Below are 14,297 nucleotides of genomic sequence, written 5' to 3'. Positions count from 1 at the left end.
CACCGCCCCGGTTCCCATCGCACTTATGACTTGCCGCACATCACAGCGTGCGCTGCAGGAACTCCCGGGTTCGGGTGTGCGACGGCCTGCTCAGAACTTCCCCTGGCGGACCGGATTCAACGATCTCACCACCGTCGAGGAACACCACCGAGTCGGCGGCCTCGCGAGCGAACCCGATCTCGTGGGTGACCACGACCATCGTCTGCCCGGCCCGCACCAGGTCGTGCATCACCGCCAGGACCTCGCCCACCAGTTCCGGGTCCAACGCGCTGGTCGGCTCATCGAACAGCAGCAGCTCGGGTTCCATCGCCAGGGCCCGCGCGATGGCGACCCGCTGCTGCTGACCGCCGGAGAGCTGCCTCGGATAGGCGCCCTCGCGGCCGTCGAGACCGACCCGCCGCAGCGTGTCGCGCGCTCGCCGCACCGCCTCGTCCTTCGACAGACCGAGCACGCCGACCGGCGCCTCGATCAGGTTCTCCAGGACCGTGAGATGGCCGAAGAGGTTGAAGTTCTGGAACACCATGCCGATTCCGGCTCGCTGCCGGGCGACCACCCGGTCCGGCAGCTCGCGCAGCGTGCCACCCGACTCCCGGTACCCCACCAGCTCGCCGTCGATCTCGATCCGCCCGGAATCGACCTTCTCCAGGTGGTTGATGCAGCGCAGCAGGGTGCTCTTGCCCGAACCGGACGGGCCGATCACGCACGTCACCTCACCACGCCGAACGGTCAGGTCCACCCCGCGCAGCACCTCGGTCTGCCCGAATCTCTTGCGCACGTCACGAAGTTCGAGCATCGGTCCTCCTCTTGTCCAGAAGTCGCCGCAGCCGCTGCAACGGCGTGGGTGGCAGCTCACGCTGCGAACCGCGCGCGTAGTGGCGTTCGACGTAGAACTGCGCGGTGGTCAGCAGTGAGGTGACGACGAGGTACCAGACGGTGGCGACCAGCAGCAGTGGGATCACCAGGTAGTTCCGGTTGTAGATCAACTGCACCGAGTACAGGAGGTCGTGCACCGCGATGACGCTGACGATCGAGGTTCCCTTGAGGGTGCCGATCAGCATGTTCCCCGCGGGCGGGATGATCGAGCGCATCGCCTGCGGAAGCACGATCCGGCGCAGGACGCGCAGCCGCGTCATGCCCAGCGACTGGGCCGCCTCGCTCTGGCCGGCATCGACGGACAGGATCCCGGCGCGCACGACCTCACCCGCGTAGGCGGCCTCGTGCAGCACCAGCCCGATGACCGCGGTGGTGGTGCCGCCGATCAGGTCGACGGTGTTCACCGAGTGCCAGGGGCCGATGCTCACCGACGGGTAGAGGGCGCCGATGTTGAACCAGAACAGCAGCTGCACCAGCAGCGGGATCGACCGGAAGACCCAGGTGTAGAACCAGCTGATTGCGTTGAGCACGGGATTGCCGGACAGCCGCATCACCGCCAGGACGGTTCCCAGGGCGAATCCCAGAACCATCGTGACAGCGGTGAGCCACAGCGTCAGCCACAGGCCCTGGAGCACGGCGGGCAGCGTGAAGTACGCGGCCACGACCGACCACTGGAAGTTCGGGTTGGTGGCCACCGACCGGATCACGAGCGCCAGCACCACGACGGCGACGGCCGCCGCGCACCACCTTCCGGCGTGCCGCGCGGGCACGACCCGAGTCGGGGCGGCGACTCCGCCGCGCGCGACCTCGAGGACTGAAGATCTTGCCATGAGGGGACTTTCCTCCTCCGGAGGGAAGGCCTCGCCCGACCGCCACCGGCATCAACGGTATCCCGCAGCGGCGGGTCGTCAACCGCGTCCCACGGACTGATCGGCGTTGACATCCGCTGTCCGCGAGGACGATTCTCGTCTTGTGTCCCGTCGATCCCGCTTGGTGAAGCGCCACCACATCGATCTGGCCCTGGTGTGGTCGGCGTCGTGTCGCGGTTGACTTCGTTCTCCTTCGCCGGCTGCTGAGCCGGATCTCTCCCACTTCCCTCGCCCAGGGCACCGCCACCACCTCATTCCTCGTTGCCCCAGAAGGGAATTCATGATCATGTTCGCGCGCCTGAGAACCGCGGCGACAACGCTGCTCGCAAGTGGCCTGCTGGCCGGGTGCTCATCCGGTCTCGCCACCGATCCCGCGCCGGGTCTCGACGTGAACACCGATGTGGTGTCGTCGATCCCGAAGGACGAGACGATCGCCGCGCTGCTACCTCCCGAGATCCGGCAAGCCGAATCGGTGGCGGTCGGCAGTTCCGTCGGTTCTCCGCCCTCGGCGTTCTACCTGGCCGACAACCGAACCGTCGTCGGCCAGGACGTCGAGATCACCGATGCCGTCGGGCGCGTGCTCGGCATCCGCGTCGACCGCCGCGAGGCTGCGTTCGAGGCGATCCTGCCGGCGCTGGGCAGCGGCAAGTTCCAGGTCGGAACCGGCAACTTCGGCGTGACCGAGGAGCGCAAGAAGACCATCGACTTCGTCACCTACATCGACGACGGCCAGGGTTTCGCCGTCCGGCAGGACAGCGACCTCGGCCAGGTCACCGACATCACCCAGCTGTGCGGCCGGGCCATCGGCACCGGCGCGGGCACGACGTTCGAAGCGACGCTCAACGCCCACCGCGAGCGCTGCGCCCAGATCGGCCGGCCGCCGTACGAGGTTCAGGTGTTCTCCGAGCAGAGCGCCATGTACTCCGCGCTGCAGCAGGGCAAGGTCGACGTCCTGATGAGCACCATCAACGGACTCCGGTACGCCACCACCCAGCAGCCCGGCCTGCGCTTCCTCAACGAATTCCGCCGCCTGGACGTCGGTTTCGCGCTCCCCAAGAACTCACCGCTGGCCCCGGCGCTGCAGGCGGCGGTCAACAAGCTCATCGCCGACGGCACCTACCAGCGCATCCTCCACAAGTGGGGAACGACCGCTTCGGCGATCCCCTCCTCCCAGATCAACCCGACCGAGACCCGCTGACGCAAGGATTCACATATCGCGCGAAATTCGAAGGCCCCTCGGAGACTTCGGATTTCGCGCGAACTCTGGCGCACCGGCAGCCCGGAGGCGGGAACAAGTGGTCAGCGCGGGGTGTCGCGGAAAGCTCCGCGGTGGGATGCCGCCGGGTGGCGGGCGTTGAGGCGGGGCCCGGAGTCGGTGAAGAGCTTCTCGCGGAAGGTTCCCGGTGCGTAGTCGGACTGCGCCAGGCCGCGTCGGCGGAGTTCGGGCAGCAATCCCTCGATCACCTCGTCGTAGCTGCCGGGGATGACGTGGTTGATGATGTTGATGCCATCGATTCCCGCGTCCTGCCAGCGTTCCAGCTCGTCGGCGATGTGCTCCGGAGTGCCGACCAGACGCATCCGCTCGGCGCGGTAGCGCACCATGTCCTCGATGGTCGGCGCACCACCCGGCACCGAATCGATGATCGATTGCAGAATTCCTCGGGCCCCTTCGACCTCGAGGTCCTTCAGCGGCGTGTCGACCGGCGCGTCTCCGAGATCGACGCCCATGCCGCCGAGCATGTGCGCGGCCAGGCCCTCGACGGACATGTAGGCGTCCGCGTCCTCCTTGCGCCGTCGCGCCTCGGCTTCGGTGCTGCCGACGACGAAGGACAGACCGGCGAAGAACAGCAGGTCCTCCCGGCGGCGCCCGTATCGGGCCGCCAGGGATCGGACGGTGTCGGTCACCTTGCCGGCGCTCTCCGGCGAACCGGCGAACATGAACACGGCTTCGGCGTTGCGCGCGGCGAAATCCATCCCGGCCGGTGAGTTCCCCGCCTGGAACAGCACCGGGGTGCGCTGCGGTGACGGTGCCACCAGGTGCGGCCCGTCGACGCGGTAGCGCTGACCGGAGTGGTGGATCTTGTGGATCCCGGCTGGGTCGGCGTGCAGTCCCGCGGCTTTATCGCGCCGCAGCGCGCCGTCGTCCCAACTGCCCTCGAGGAGCTTGTAGACGACATCGACGTACTCGTCGGCCCAGCGGTAGCGCTCGTCGTGCGGAGTCAGACCCGGCAGCCCGAAGTTGCGGTGGGAGTTCTCCAGCGCCGAAGTGACGATGTTCCACCCGACGCGGCCGCGCGTGAGGTGGTCGAGCGTCGCCGTCCGGCGGGCGAAGTTGAACGGGTGCTCCTGGATGACCGAACTCGTCCAAGCCAGGCCCAAGTGCTCGGTGGCAGCGGCGAGGGCGGAGATCATCACCGACGGGTCGTGCGAGGGGATCTGCAGCCCCTCGGTGGCGAAGATGTCCCAATCGCCCCGGTAGTTGCCGTAGAGGCCGACGACGTCGGCGAAGAACATCGCGTCGAACCGCGCGTCCTCGAGCCTGCGCGCCAGGTCGGTCCACAGCTCCAGCTCGTCGAACCGGTGCTGCTGCGCGTCCGGCCTCCGCCACTGCCCCTCCAGGATGTGCGAGGTGGTGGCCATGACGAACGCGCTCAGCAGGAGTCGCTTCCTGGTGCTCACGTGCTCATTCCCATCAGTGCGCGGGTTTCCAACCGAGCCGCGGGCCGAGCCCGGTGGCGATGTCGGTGAGGATCTGGACGTAGTCGTCGTGGTCGAAGGTGAACGGCAACGCGAACGCCACCTCGTCGACCTCGCGGAAACCGGCGTGGGCGTGGAGCTGCTCCGCGATCTGCTCGGAGGTGCCCAGCAGGTCGCGCGCGAACAGCAACCGCTCGGGCCCTTGCGGGGCGGCGGTGCGCGGTGTTCGGCGGGCCACGTAGTCCGCGTACTTGGCCCGCTGCTGGGGCGTGGCCGAGTCCGTGGGGATGACGACGAGGCCCTGGGAGACGCGCGCCCGCTCACCGTCCGGGTGGTGGGCGCGGAAGGTGCGGATCAGGGCCCGCTGGATCTCGGCGAAGTCCTCGGACTCCTCCGACTTGACGACGCTGCTGGTCAGCAGGTTCATGCCGTGTTCCCCCGCCCATCGGGCCGAGCCGAGGCTGCCGCCGCCGTACCAGAGCCGCGAAGCGAGTCCGGGCGAGTGCGGCTGCACCCGGTCGGAGAACTCCTCGAAGCCCTCCGTCCCGCTCCACCCGGTCACCGGTTCCCCGCGCACGTGCGCGAGCAGCCGCGCCACGCGCTGGTGGCTGAAGTCCTCGTGCTCGGCGCTGTCCGGGTACAACGCCTCCTTGACCTCGTCGTACGCGCGCGGCGGACCGACGCTGATGCCCGGGTTGAGGCGACCGCCGGAGAGCACGTCGACGGTGGCGAGGTCTTCGGCCAACCGCAGCGGGTTCTCCCAGCCCAGCGGGGTGACCGCAGTTCCCAGCTGGATGTGCCGCGTGCGTTGCGATGCCGCGGCCAGCACCGCGACGGGCGAGGAGATCCCGAACTGCAGGTGCCGGTGCCGCACCCAGGCGCTGTCGAAGCCGAGCCGCTCGCCCAGTTCGATGATCCGCAGCGTGGTCTCGTGGCCGGCCCCGGGATCGACCTCGTCGAACAGCCCGATGGTCAGGAATCCGAGGTGGCGCAGGGGCTGGGATTCGGTCGGCACGGCTCCTCCAGGTCAGTTCACGGTTCCCGGCGTCCACCGGTAGATCGGATCGGTGCCGTTGATCGCCCAGTCACCGATGCCGCGCGTCTTGTACAGCACGGGGTTGTGCACGGCGAGGGTGCGGGCGTTGCGCCAGTGCCGGTCGAGCGCGAGTTCGCGGCCCACGATGGACGCGCCTCCGACGTCGAACATCCTGGTGATGGCCGCGAGCACCTGCTCGACGATCACCACGTGCGCCTTCGAGACCGCGATCTCGGCCCGGTCCAGCTCCTCGTCGGTGACGTCTCCGGACCGCAGGGCCGACAGCGCCCGCTGCAGCGGGGTCACGGCGGCGTGCAAGGTGGCTTCCGCGGCGAAGTTCGTCGCGTGCAGCCCACCCACGAGCTGTTGCACCAGCGGATCGTCCTTGGGCAGCTCCGCGCTGGCGTGGCTGTAGGACCGGCGGCGCTCCCGCACGAAGCGCGTGGCGTCGGCGGCCGCGTTGCGGGAGATGCCGACCAGGCAGCTCAGCAGCACCAGCTGCGCCACCGCCGGGCGCAGCGTGCGTCCCGACTCCCCCGCTGCCACGTCCGCCGGGTCGACCGCGACATCGGTGAACTCGATGGTGCCGCTGCTGGTGGTCAGCTGCCCGAACCCGTCCCAGTCGTCGCGCTGCGCCACCCCGGGCGCGTCGGCGGGGACGAGCACGCGCACGGATTCGCCGTCATCACGCTCGGCGGAGACCTGGATCCAGTCGGCGTAGAGGCTACCGGTCGTGTAGTACTTGGTGCCGTTGAGCAGCAGTCGGCCGTCGCTCTCGGTGATGCGCGTGCCGACCCGCCCGACCGCGGCCGAGCCGGTCTCGCTGATCGCGTTGCCCACCAGCGCACCGCCCTCCAGCAGCGCGAGCCAACGTTCCCGCTGCGGCGAATCCTGCTGGTGCAGGACTGTTTCGGTGAACATGATGTGTGCGCGCAGCAGCTGCGGGAAGTTCGGGTCGGCCTCGCCGAGCTCCACCAGCAGGCGGAACAACTCGTCCAACGTCAGGCCGGCACCGCCGCGTTCGACCGGCAGCCGCAAGGTGGTGATGCCGGCCTCGCGCAACCACCGCACCTCCTCGAAGGGCAGCCTGCGGCGACGGTCTCGGTCGGCGGCGGTGTCGGCGATGCGCGCGAGAAGCGGGCGAAGGCGGGTGGTGATCGCGTCGTCGGACTGCGTGATGGAAGCGGTCACAGGATGCTCCTGAGCAGGTTCCCGGTTTTTCGCGAACCGGCGAGGTGAGAGTTCCCGCGAGAGCGGGGAGGAGACGAGTGCTCAGGCCGAACAGGAAGCCGACGTCACGCGACGCAGGTCGACGTGCAGCCGCACGAACAGCTTCGGTTCATCCACGCGGTTGACGGTGCCAGCCGCTGAGCGGAGGTGTCAACGACACTCACCTGATGGGAAACCGCTGGTGGCCGTGGGGGATTCTCACTCGCTGGACGACCTTGGCCGGTTCAACCTCGGCGGCTCATACTCTCGGCCATGGTCCAGCTGGTCGCCCGTCGACACATCGATCTCGCACGCGTGACCGCGGCCTCCTGTCGTCCCTGATCCGCACACCTCGGCGGATTTCGCCTCCGCAGCAACGGAACTCGACTTCAGGGACGGCACGACATGAACAGCGCTCTGCGCGATCCGGCCACCAAGGCCGGTATCGATGGCTTCGTCGGCACCACCATCGAGTGGTACGACTTCTACCTCTACGGCACGGCAACGGCACTGGTCTTCGACCGGATGTTCTTCCCCGACATCAGCCCCACGGCCGGAACGCTGGCCGCGTTCGCCACGTTCGCCGCCGGTTTCGGCGCCCGGCCGATCGGAGCTCTGGTGGCCGGGCACCTCGGAGACCGGGTGGGCCGCAAGCCGATTCTGGTCGGCTCGCTGCTGCTGATGGGCATCGCCACGCTCGCGATCGGTCTGCTGCCCACCTACGTCCAGGTCGGCCTGGCCGCCCCGGCACTGCTGGTGACCGTGCGGTTGCTGCAGGGCCTCGCGGCCGGCGCCGAGTGGGGCGGTGCTGCGCTGCTGGCGGTGGAACACGCCAAACCCGGCAAGCGCGGTTTCTACGGCAGCCTGGTGCAGGTCGGCTCGCCTGCCGGAATGCTCCTGGCCTCGGGCGGTTTCGCGACGGTGCGCTGGCTGATCGGCAACGACTCCTTCGACGCCTGGGGCTGGCGGCTGCCGTTCCTGGCCAGCATCGCGCTCATCGCGGTCGGCCTGGTCATCCGGATGAAGCTCGACGACGGCCTGGTGTTCACCGAAGTTCGGGAGCGCGACGAGCTCGCCCGCTGGCCGCTCCTGGAGGTCGCCCGCACCCAGCAGAAGAACCTGTGGCTGACCGCGGGCATGCGGCTGTCGCAGAACGGCGGCTACACGATCTACACGACCTTCGGCCTGACCTACATCGCGCAGCACTTCGGCACGCACAACAACGTCGGCCTCACCGCGATCCTGGTCTCCTCCGCCCTCGGCCTGATCAGCACACCCGCGTGGGCGGTGCTCTCGGACCGGGTCGGGCGCAGACCGCTGTACCTGTTCGGCGCGATCGGCGGCGGGTTGTTCCTGCCCGCCTACTTCCTGGCGGTGGGGTCCGGGTCGCCGGTGCTGGTCGTGCTGGCGGTCGTGGTCGGCATCAACGTGTTCCAAGACGCCATGTACGGGCCGCAGGCCGCGTGGTTCAGCGAGCTGTTCGGCACCCGCGTGCGCTACAGCGGCGCCTCCATCGGCTACCAGTTCGGTTCGGTGGTCAGCGGTGGTCTGGCTCCGCTGATCGCCGCGAGCCTGCTCATCGCCGGTGGCGGTCAGCCGTGGCTGATCGTGGCGTTCTACGCGGCGCTGTCGGCGATCACCGCCGTCTCTGCTTACCTGGCGGCGGAGACGCACCGGCTGCCGACGCTGTCCGGCCGTCCGGTCGCCGTCACCGCCTGATCTGGAGCCGACATGAGACAGCTCCATCTCGGCGTGAACATGTACAACGCCGGAATCCACGCGGCGGCGTGGCGGACCCACGACGACCCGTTCGCCTACCTCGACATCGACCACTACCGCGCCATCGCCCGCATCGCCGAGCGCGGCACCCTGGACGCGGTGTTCCTCGCCGACATCCCCGGACTGCGGGAGGATCCCCGGGTCCGGCCGACGCTCGGGCTGGAGCCGACCGTGCTGCTGACCGGCATCGCCTCGGCCACCACCCACACCGGTCTGGCGGCCACCGCTTCGACCACCTTCAACGACCCGTACAACCTGGCGCGCAGGTTCTCCTCGCTGGACCACATCAGCCGGGGCCGGGCGGCGTGGAACGCCGTCACCACCTACGACCCCGTGGTGGCCCCGAACTTCGGACTCCCTGAGCTGCCCGGCCACGACGACCGCTACGGCCGCGCGGAGGAGTTCGTCGACGTCGTCAACGCGCTGTGGGATTCCTGGGAGGATTCCGCGCTGGTCGGCGATCGACGTGGAGATCTCGCCGATGCGGACCGGATCCACACCATCGACCACCGGGGCCCGCACTTCTCGGTGCGCGGCCCGCTGCCGCTGCCCCGATCGCCCCAGGGCCGGCCGGTGGTGGTGCAGGCGGGCGGTTCGGAACCGGGCAAGCGACTGGCCGCCCGCACCGCCGACGCGGTGTTCGCCGCCCAGACGACCTTCGCCGACGGCAAGACGTTCTACGACGCGATGAAGAGCCGGGCCCGCGAGTTCGGCCGGGACCCGTCGACGCTCAAGATCCTGCCGGGCCTGTGCACCGTCATCGCCTCCACCGAGGCCGAGGCGCGCTCCCGCAAGGCGGAACTGGACGAGCTGGGCGGTCAGGAGTGGGCGATCGCGAGACTCGCCGCCAATCTCGGCGTGTCGCCGGAGGATCTCGACCTGGACGCACCGGTGCCGGAACACCTGCTGGCCAACCTCGACGAGAAGCGGGGCTCGCGCGGATTCGCGCGCGCGGTGGCCGGTTACGCCCGTGAGGGCGGTCTCACGGCCCGGGAGCTCGCCCTGCTGGGCGGCGGTGGTCACCGCTACGCCATCGGCACGCCCGAGCAGATCGCCGACACCATCGAGCACTGGTTCCGCAACGGAGCGGCGGACGGTTTCAGCCTCATGCCGGACGTCCTGCCCTCAGGTCTTGAAACCTTCGTGGACCACGTCGTCCCCGAACTCCGGAGGCGAGGGATCTTCCGCCACGACTACAGCGGGAGGACCCTCCGCGAGCACTTCGGCCTCCCCCGGCCTCCCAGCCGCTACGAACCCACTGCCGGAGTCGGCTGACCCACCGAGAGGAATCTCGACCGGGGGCGGTTCTGGTCCGAACCGTCCGTGATCGAAATCCCTTTTGCCCGGACAGTTCAGACCAAAACCGCCCATTGCCAAGACACCCGACGCCCGCAGGCCCGGATGTGGCGGTCGGTGAAGAGGGGGTGCGGCGGTGGCCGCACCCCCTCTTCGTGGTCCGGTCATGTGTACCAGGTGGGTTCGGGCACCTCCCCCAGCAACGCGTACCGGCCGACCTCGACCCGCTTGTAGGCCACCGGGTCGTGCAGGCTGTGAGTGCGCAGGTTGCGCCAGTAGATGTCCAGGCCCACCGAGTTCGACGACGCGCGAGCACCGGTCAGCTCGAACACGCGGGTGGCGATCTCCAGCCCCACGTCGATGACCCGCTGCTTGGCCGCGGCGATGCGCACCGCGACGTCACCGCGCTGCTGCTCGGTGAGCGCCTCCCGCTCGGCGTGCAACACGGCCGAGATCTCCTCGCCCGCCTTGTCCACCAGCGCCTCGGCCGCCCACAGCTTGGCCTGCAGGTCGCCGTAGCCGTCCAGGACGTAGAACTCCTCGCCCGCGGACTCCTTGTTGTCACCGCCGTAGGGCCAGGCGCGGGTGTTGCCCGCCGTGTAGGACAGTCCCGCCTCCAGCGCGCCTTGGGCGATGCCGAGGTAGAAGTTCGCGAACACCAGCTGGATGGTGGGCACGTTGAGGGTGTTGTAGGTCAGCGCCTGGAACTGCTTGTCCACGAACCCGGCCGCCGACGCCCACGGCACGCGGACCCCGTCGATCCGCACGCTGCCGGACTCGGTGAGCCGCTGACCGAGGTTGTCCCAGTCGTCGCCGTAGACGATGGCGTCCTGCTGGGAGGGCACGATCGCGAAGACGTGCGTGTCGGTTCCCTCCAGCACGCCTTCCAGCACGGTCAGGTCGGAGACCTTGCTGCCGGTGGAGAACGACTTGCGCCCCCGGTACACCAGCGTGTCGCCCTCGTCGGTGATGACCAGGTCGTCGTCGCGCGGGTTGACCGCGCCGCCGAAGAAGAACTCGTTGCTGGTGTAGAGCTGCTCGACCTCGGCGATCTGCTCGGGGGTGGCCACCAGCCGCGCGGCCCAGGCCCACAGGTAGTGGTAGCCGAGCAGCTGGCCAATGGAGCCGTCTCCCTTGGCGACCTCGCGGATCACGCGGTAGGCGGTCTGCCAGGTCTCGCCGGCGCCGCCGTGCTCGCGCGGCCCTAGCAGCGTGACCAGCCCGGATTCCTTGAGCAGCCGCACCTCCTCGTGCGGTGTCTCGTTGGCCCGGTCGCGGCTCAGCGCGGTCTCGGCGAGCACGCCGGCGACCTCGCGGGCTCGGTCCAGCCAGCCCTGCGTGGTGTCGGGCCGGGTGGTGAAGCGGCGTTGTTCGGTGGTGGTCATGACTCTCCTTCTCTCGGTGTTTCCGGGATTTCAGCGAGCGTTCCCCACACCGATCGGGTCGCCGGTGCGGTCCAGGTCCGCTTCGAGCTCGCGGACGATCGGCAGGATCTTCTCGCCGAAGTGCTCGACGTCTTCGAGGTAGTGCAGGAATCCGAGCAGCAGGAGGTTCGCGCCGCGCTTCTTGTACTCGACGATGCGGTGCGCGATCTGCTCGGGAGTCCCGATCAGCCCGGTGCGGAACCCGTCGTTGTACTGCACGAGATCGGCGAACTCGGAGTCGGCCCACATGCCCTTGCCGTCCGATGTGGAGTTCCCGGCCTGCTGCACGGACTTGCGGAACCCCTCGACGGCACCGGCGTCGGCCTTGTCGACGATCTCGCGCAGCACGTCGCGGGCCTCGGCCTCGCTGTCGCGGGCGATGACGAAGCCGTTGAGCCCGAAGCGCACGGCGTGGTCGTTCTCGGCCGCGAAGCCCCGGACGTCGGCGACCTGCTCGGAGAAGCCGTCGAAGTCCTTGCCGTTGCTGAAGTACCAGTCCGACACGCGTCCGGCGAGCTTGCGCGCGGCGGTGGAGTTGCCGCCCTGGAAGATCTCCGGATGCGCTCGGCCGGGAACGTCGACGGGCTGCGGGCGGAGGCTGAAGTCGTGGATGCGGTAGAAGTCGCCGGAGAACTCGAAGTTCGGCTGCGTCCACAGCCCGCGCAGCACGCGGATGAACTCCTCGGTCCGGCGGTAGCGCTCGTCGTGTTCGAGCCAGGGTTCGCCGAGACCGGTGAACTCGTCCTTGAACCAGCCGCTGACGATGTTCACCGCGAACCGGCCCTCGGAGATGATGTCGGCGGTGATGCCGAACTTCGCGAGGATCGCCGGATGCCACAGACCGGGGTGGGCGGCGACGATGATCTTGAGCCGCTCGGTGGCGGTGAGCAGGCCGAGGCTGAACGCGGCCGGGTCGTGCTGCTGCGCGGCTCCGTAGCTCGATGCGTAGCGCACCTGGCTCAGGGCGTACTCGAACCCGCTGTTCTCGGCGAGCACGGCGAGCTTCTTGTTGTAGTCGTAGGTGAACTCGGTGCGCTGCTCGATGGTGCTGGTGACCAGGCCGCCGCTGACGTTGGGCACCCAGTAGGCGAACTTCAGCGGTGTGTTCTCGGACATGCGAAGAACTCCAATGCGAACGTGAATCGGGCGTGCGGGATCGACGCGCGTGGATCACGCGCGTGCGGTGGGAAGTCCCGCTCTGCAGCGGGTTTTCAGGAAGGGTCGGTCAGCTGGGCGCCGGCGCGCCGACGCGGGCGAGGTCGCCTTCGGTCAGGTTCCGCGCGTCGAACGCGGTGAGCCCGTGGTCGGCGGCGAAGGTGCGCAGCTCGTCGCCCGTGGCCATGCGGGTCTCATCGGCGGGGCTGACCAGGTGGGCGAACACCGCGGCCGGGGCGTGCCCGGCCAGGGTGACCAGGCGCAGCGCGGCGTGCGCGAGTCCGGGCTTCGGGAAGTCGGGGTCGACCGCGACGGGGACCAGGTGTCCGGGCCGGGTGAGGTCGGCGGCCACCGCCGCCGGGTCGGCGAGCACCCGCGCGGCGCGGGCGCGGTCGGCGGCGGAGATTCCGGTGCTCACCCCGACGGCGGCGTCCACCGTCACGCACACCGTGCCGCCGGTATCGCGCCGCGCCCGTGGTGACATGGGCGGCAGGGCCAGTTCATCGCAACGGTTCTCGGGGAGCGCGACGCACAGGAAGCCCGACGAGTGCCGGACGGCGAACGCGGTGCTTCCCACGTCGGCGCGTCCGGCGGCGAAGACGACTCCGCCTTCGTCACCCGCGTCGTGCACGACGACGGCTTCTCCTGCGGCGACCGCCGTCAGGGCCACGTCCCGTTCTTCGATCAGCATGTGCGTCCTCGTTTCAGATCTGGCCGTGGCGCGGCGGGAGGGTGCCGTTGAGGGTGTGGCGACCGATGTGCTGGATCTTCCAGCGGACCGGGTCGTGCAGGGTGTGGGTGCGGGCGTTGCGCCAATGCCGGTGCAGGTTCGCGGAATCGAGGCTGGACCGCGCCCCGGATACCTCGAACAGGGCGTTGGTCAGCTCGATCGCGGTGGTGTCGGCGAACGCCTTGGCGGCGGCCACGGCGATGGAGGCGGCTCCGGCGGAGTCCTCGGTCAGGTCCGCTCGGGCGTCGTCGATGGCCGCACCGGCGGAGTCCAGCAGCGCTTCGGCGGCGCGCAGCCGGATGCCCAGTTCGCCGAAGCGCTGGATGGTCAGCGGGTCCTCGGCGGCGGTGTCCACTCCCGCTTCACCCCACGGGCGGCTGCGGGTGCGCACGAACTCCGCGGCGTCGGCCAGGGCTCCCCCGGCGATGCCGACGTCGATCGCCGCGTGCAGCGCCTGGGCGAGCGCGCCGTGCAGCTGCGGGCGCTGGAACGTCAAGTGGTGCGGCACGATCCGCTCGGCGGGCACCCGGACGTCGTCGAGCTCGACGGTGCCGCTGGCGGTGGTGCGCTGACCCATCCCGGCCCAGTCGTCGATCACGGTGACGCCGTCGGCGTCGCGCGGCACGTAGGCGACCTGGAGGCGGTCGGCGTCGTCCTTGGCCAGCACCGGGATCCAGTGCGCCAGCAGCGCCCCGGTGGAGTAGCCCTTCGTGCCGTTGAGCGCGAAACCGCCGTCCTCGGTGGGCCTCAGACGGGTCTGGATGTCCTGCACGGTGCGGCTGCCGGTCTCGGACTGCGCGTTGCCGAAGCGCTTGCCCGCCAGCACTTCCGCGAAGAAGAACTCCTGCTGATCGGGTGTCGCGCTCTCGCGCAGCACGTTGACGTAGGCGAAGTGGCTCTGCGGGATCTGCGCGATGCTGGGGTCCGCGGCGGCGAGCAGCCGGAACACCTCCAGCAGCGTGCGGGTTCCGACGTCGGCGCCGCCGTGGTCGGCGGGCACGGTGGCGGCGAGCAGGCCGCTGGCCGACAGCTCGGCGAGCTCGGCGCGCGGGATGCGGCGCTCCCGATCCCGGTCAGCGGCCTCGACCGCGAACGAGTCGGCCAGCCGGCGTGCCTGCACGAGCGCGTCGGCGTCGTCGCGCAGCACGGCGGCCACCGGGGTGGGAGCGGTGGACGTGGTTGCCATGGGTGGGCTCCTCGAAGGCAGCGGAAAACGGCGCGCGGCAGCC

At 69.6% G+C, this 14,297-nt stretch carries 13 protein-coding genes; 3 read left to right on the top strand and 10 right to left on the bottom strand.

The window, feature by feature from the left end:
• Positions 1–40: 40 nt before the first annotated feature.
• Complete coding sequence (locus tag AB0J91_RS17900; protein WP_363869936.1) at positions 41–793, bottom strand: amino acid ABC transporter ATP-binding protein; 753 nt, start codon at positions 791–793, stop codon at positions 41–43.
• Entirely contained in the window at positions 777–1,703 is a 927-nt protein-coding gene (locus AB0J91_RS17895; RefSeq protein WP_363869933.1) for an amino acid ABC transporter permease, read from the bottom strand. The genes AB0J91_RS17900 and AB0J91_RS17895 overlap by 17 nt, the downstream gene beginning before the upstream one ends.
• Before the next feature lie 319 nt (positions 1,704–2,022).
• Here AB0J91_RS17895 and AB0J91_RS17890 point away from each other — a divergent pair, with 319 nt between their 5' ends.
• A complete protein-coding gene (locus AB0J91_RS17890) occupies positions 2,023–2,940 on the top strand; it encodes an ABC transporter substrate-binding protein (protein WP_363869930.1) in 918 nt (305 codons plus the stop codon).
• 101 nt (positions 2,941–3,041) lie between these two features.
• On the opposite strand, the gene AB0J91_RS17885 is transcribed toward AB0J91_RS17890, so the two are convergent.
• The 4 genes from AB0J91_RS17885 to AB0J91_RS17870 form a co-directional block, all read right to left on the bottom strand.
• Positions 3,042–4,421, bottom strand: coding sequence for an LLM class flavin-dependent oxidoreductase (locus AB0J91_RS17885; protein WP_363869927.1), 1,380 nt, complete (start codon positions 4,419–4,421; stop codon positions 3,042–3,044).
• A 13-nt stretch (positions 4,422–4,434) separates the two neighbouring features.
• Entirely contained in the window at positions 4,435–5,454 is a 1,020-nt protein-coding gene (locus tag AB0J91_RS17880; RefSeq protein ID WP_363869925.1) for an LLM class flavin-dependent oxidoreductase, read from the bottom strand.
• 12 nt (positions 5,455–5,466) lie between these two features.
• Complete coding sequence (locus AB0J91_RS17875; RefSeq protein ID WP_363869922.1) at positions 5,467–6,666, bottom strand: acyl-CoA dehydrogenase family protein; 1,200 nt, start codon at positions 6,664–6,666, stop codon at positions 5,467–5,469.
• An 81-nt stretch (positions 6,667–6,747) separates the two neighbouring features.
• On the bottom strand, positions 6,748–6,822 hold the full coding sequence (locus tag AB0J91_RS17870) for a putative leader peptide (protein ID WP_363792279.1): 75 nt from the start codon (positions 6,820–6,822) through the stop codon (positions 6,748–6,750).
• Positions 6,823–7,089: 267 nt separating this feature from the next.
• Here AB0J91_RS17870 and AB0J91_RS17865 point away from each other — a divergent pair, with 267 nt between their 5' ends.
• Both AB0J91_RS17865 and AB0J91_RS17860 read left to right on the top strand, forming a co-directional pair.
• Positions 7,090–8,403, top strand: coding sequence for an MFS transporter (locus AB0J91_RS17865; RefSeq protein WP_363869920.1), 1,314 nt, complete (start codon positions 7,090–7,092; stop codon positions 8,401–8,403).
• Between the two features lie 12 nt (positions 8,404–8,415).
• On the top strand, positions 8,416–9,738 hold the full coding sequence (locus AB0J91_RS17860; protein ID WP_363869917.1) for an LLM class flavin-dependent oxidoreductase: 1,323 nt from the start codon (positions 8,416–8,418) through the stop codon (positions 9,736–9,738).
• A gap of 185 nt (positions 9,739–9,923) precedes the next feature.
• Here AB0J91_RS17860 and AB0J91_RS17855 read toward each other — a convergent pair whose 3' ends face one another.
• The 4 genes from AB0J91_RS17855 to AB0J91_RS17840 form a co-directional block, all read right to left on the bottom strand.
• Positions 9,924–11,144: an acyl-CoA dehydrogenase family protein gene (locus AB0J91_RS17855; protein WP_363791913.1), complete on the bottom strand. Its 1,221-nt coding sequence runs from the start codon at positions 11,142–11,144 to the stop codon at positions 9,924–9,926.
• Between the two features lie 30 nt (positions 11,145–11,174).
• Positions 11,175–12,299 carry a dimethylsulfone monooxygenase SfnG gene (gene sfnG, locus AB0J91_RS17850; RefSeq protein WP_363869914.1) on the bottom strand — a complete coding sequence of 375 codons (1,125 nt, stop codon included), beginning with the start codon at positions 12,297–12,299 and terminating at the stop codon, positions 11,175–11,177.
• 109 nt (positions 12,300–12,408) lie between these two features.
• Positions 12,409–13,029: a 3,4-dihydroxy-2-butanone-4-phosphate synthase gene (locus tag AB0J91_RS17845; protein WP_363869911.1), complete on the bottom strand. Its 621-nt coding sequence runs from the start codon at positions 13,027–13,029 to the stop codon at positions 12,409–12,411.
• A gap of 13 nt (positions 13,030–13,042) precedes the next feature.
• Entirely contained in the window at positions 13,043–14,254 is a 1,212-nt protein-coding gene (locus AB0J91_RS17840; RefSeq protein ID WP_363869908.1) for an SfnB family sulfur acquisition oxidoreductase, read from the bottom strand.
• Positions 14,255–14,297 lie beyond the last annotated feature (43 nt).

The sequence above is a fragment of the Saccharopolyspora sp. NPDC049357 genome (assembly GCF_040677225.1).
Taxonomy (GTDB): domain Bacteria; phylum Actinomycetota; class Actinomycetes; order Mycobacteriales; family Pseudonocardiaceae; genus Saccharopolyspora.
The sequence above is the reverse complement of the archived record's forward strand: the minus strand, read 5'-3'. Positions and strand labels throughout refer to the sequence as shown.

Bases quoted from the DNA above. Each gene is read 5' to 3' on its own strand.
- AB0J91_RS17855 (WP_363791913.1), bottom strand. From the start codon at position 11,144: ATGACCACCACCGAACAACGCCGCTTCACCACCCGGCCCGACACCACG.
- sfnG (WP_363869914.1), bottom strand. From the start codon at position 12,299: ATGTCCGAGAACACACCGCTGAAGTTCGCCTACTGGGTGCCCAACGTC.
- AB0J91_RS17890 (WP_363869930.1), top strand. From the start codon at position 2,023: ATGATCATGTTCGCGCGCCTGAGAACCGCGGCGACAACGCTGCTCGCA.
- AB0J91_RS17845 (WP_363869911.1), bottom strand. From the start codon at position 13,029: ATGCTGATCGAAGAACGGGACGTGGCCCTGACGGCGGTCGCCGCAGGA.
- AB0J91_RS17840 (WP_363869908.1), bottom strand. From the start codon at position 14,254: ATGGCAACCACGTCCACCGCTCCCACCCCGGTGGCCGCCGTGCTGCGC.
- AB0J91_RS17900 (WP_363869936.1), bottom strand. From the start codon at position 793: ATGCTCGAACTTCGTGACGTGCGCAAGAGATTCGGGCAGACCGAGGTG.
- AB0J91_RS17895 (WP_363869933.1), bottom strand. From the start codon at position 1,703: ATGGCAAGATCTTCAGTCCTCGAGGTCGCGCGCGGCGGAGTCGCCGCC.
- AB0J91_RS17860 (WP_363869917.1), top strand. From the start codon at position 8,416: ATGAGACAGCTCCATCTCGGCGTGAACATGTACAACGCCGGAATCCAC.
- AB0J91_RS17865 (WP_363869920.1), top strand. From the start codon at position 7,090: ATGAACAGCGCTCTGCGCGATCCGGCCACCAAGGCCGGTATCGATGGC.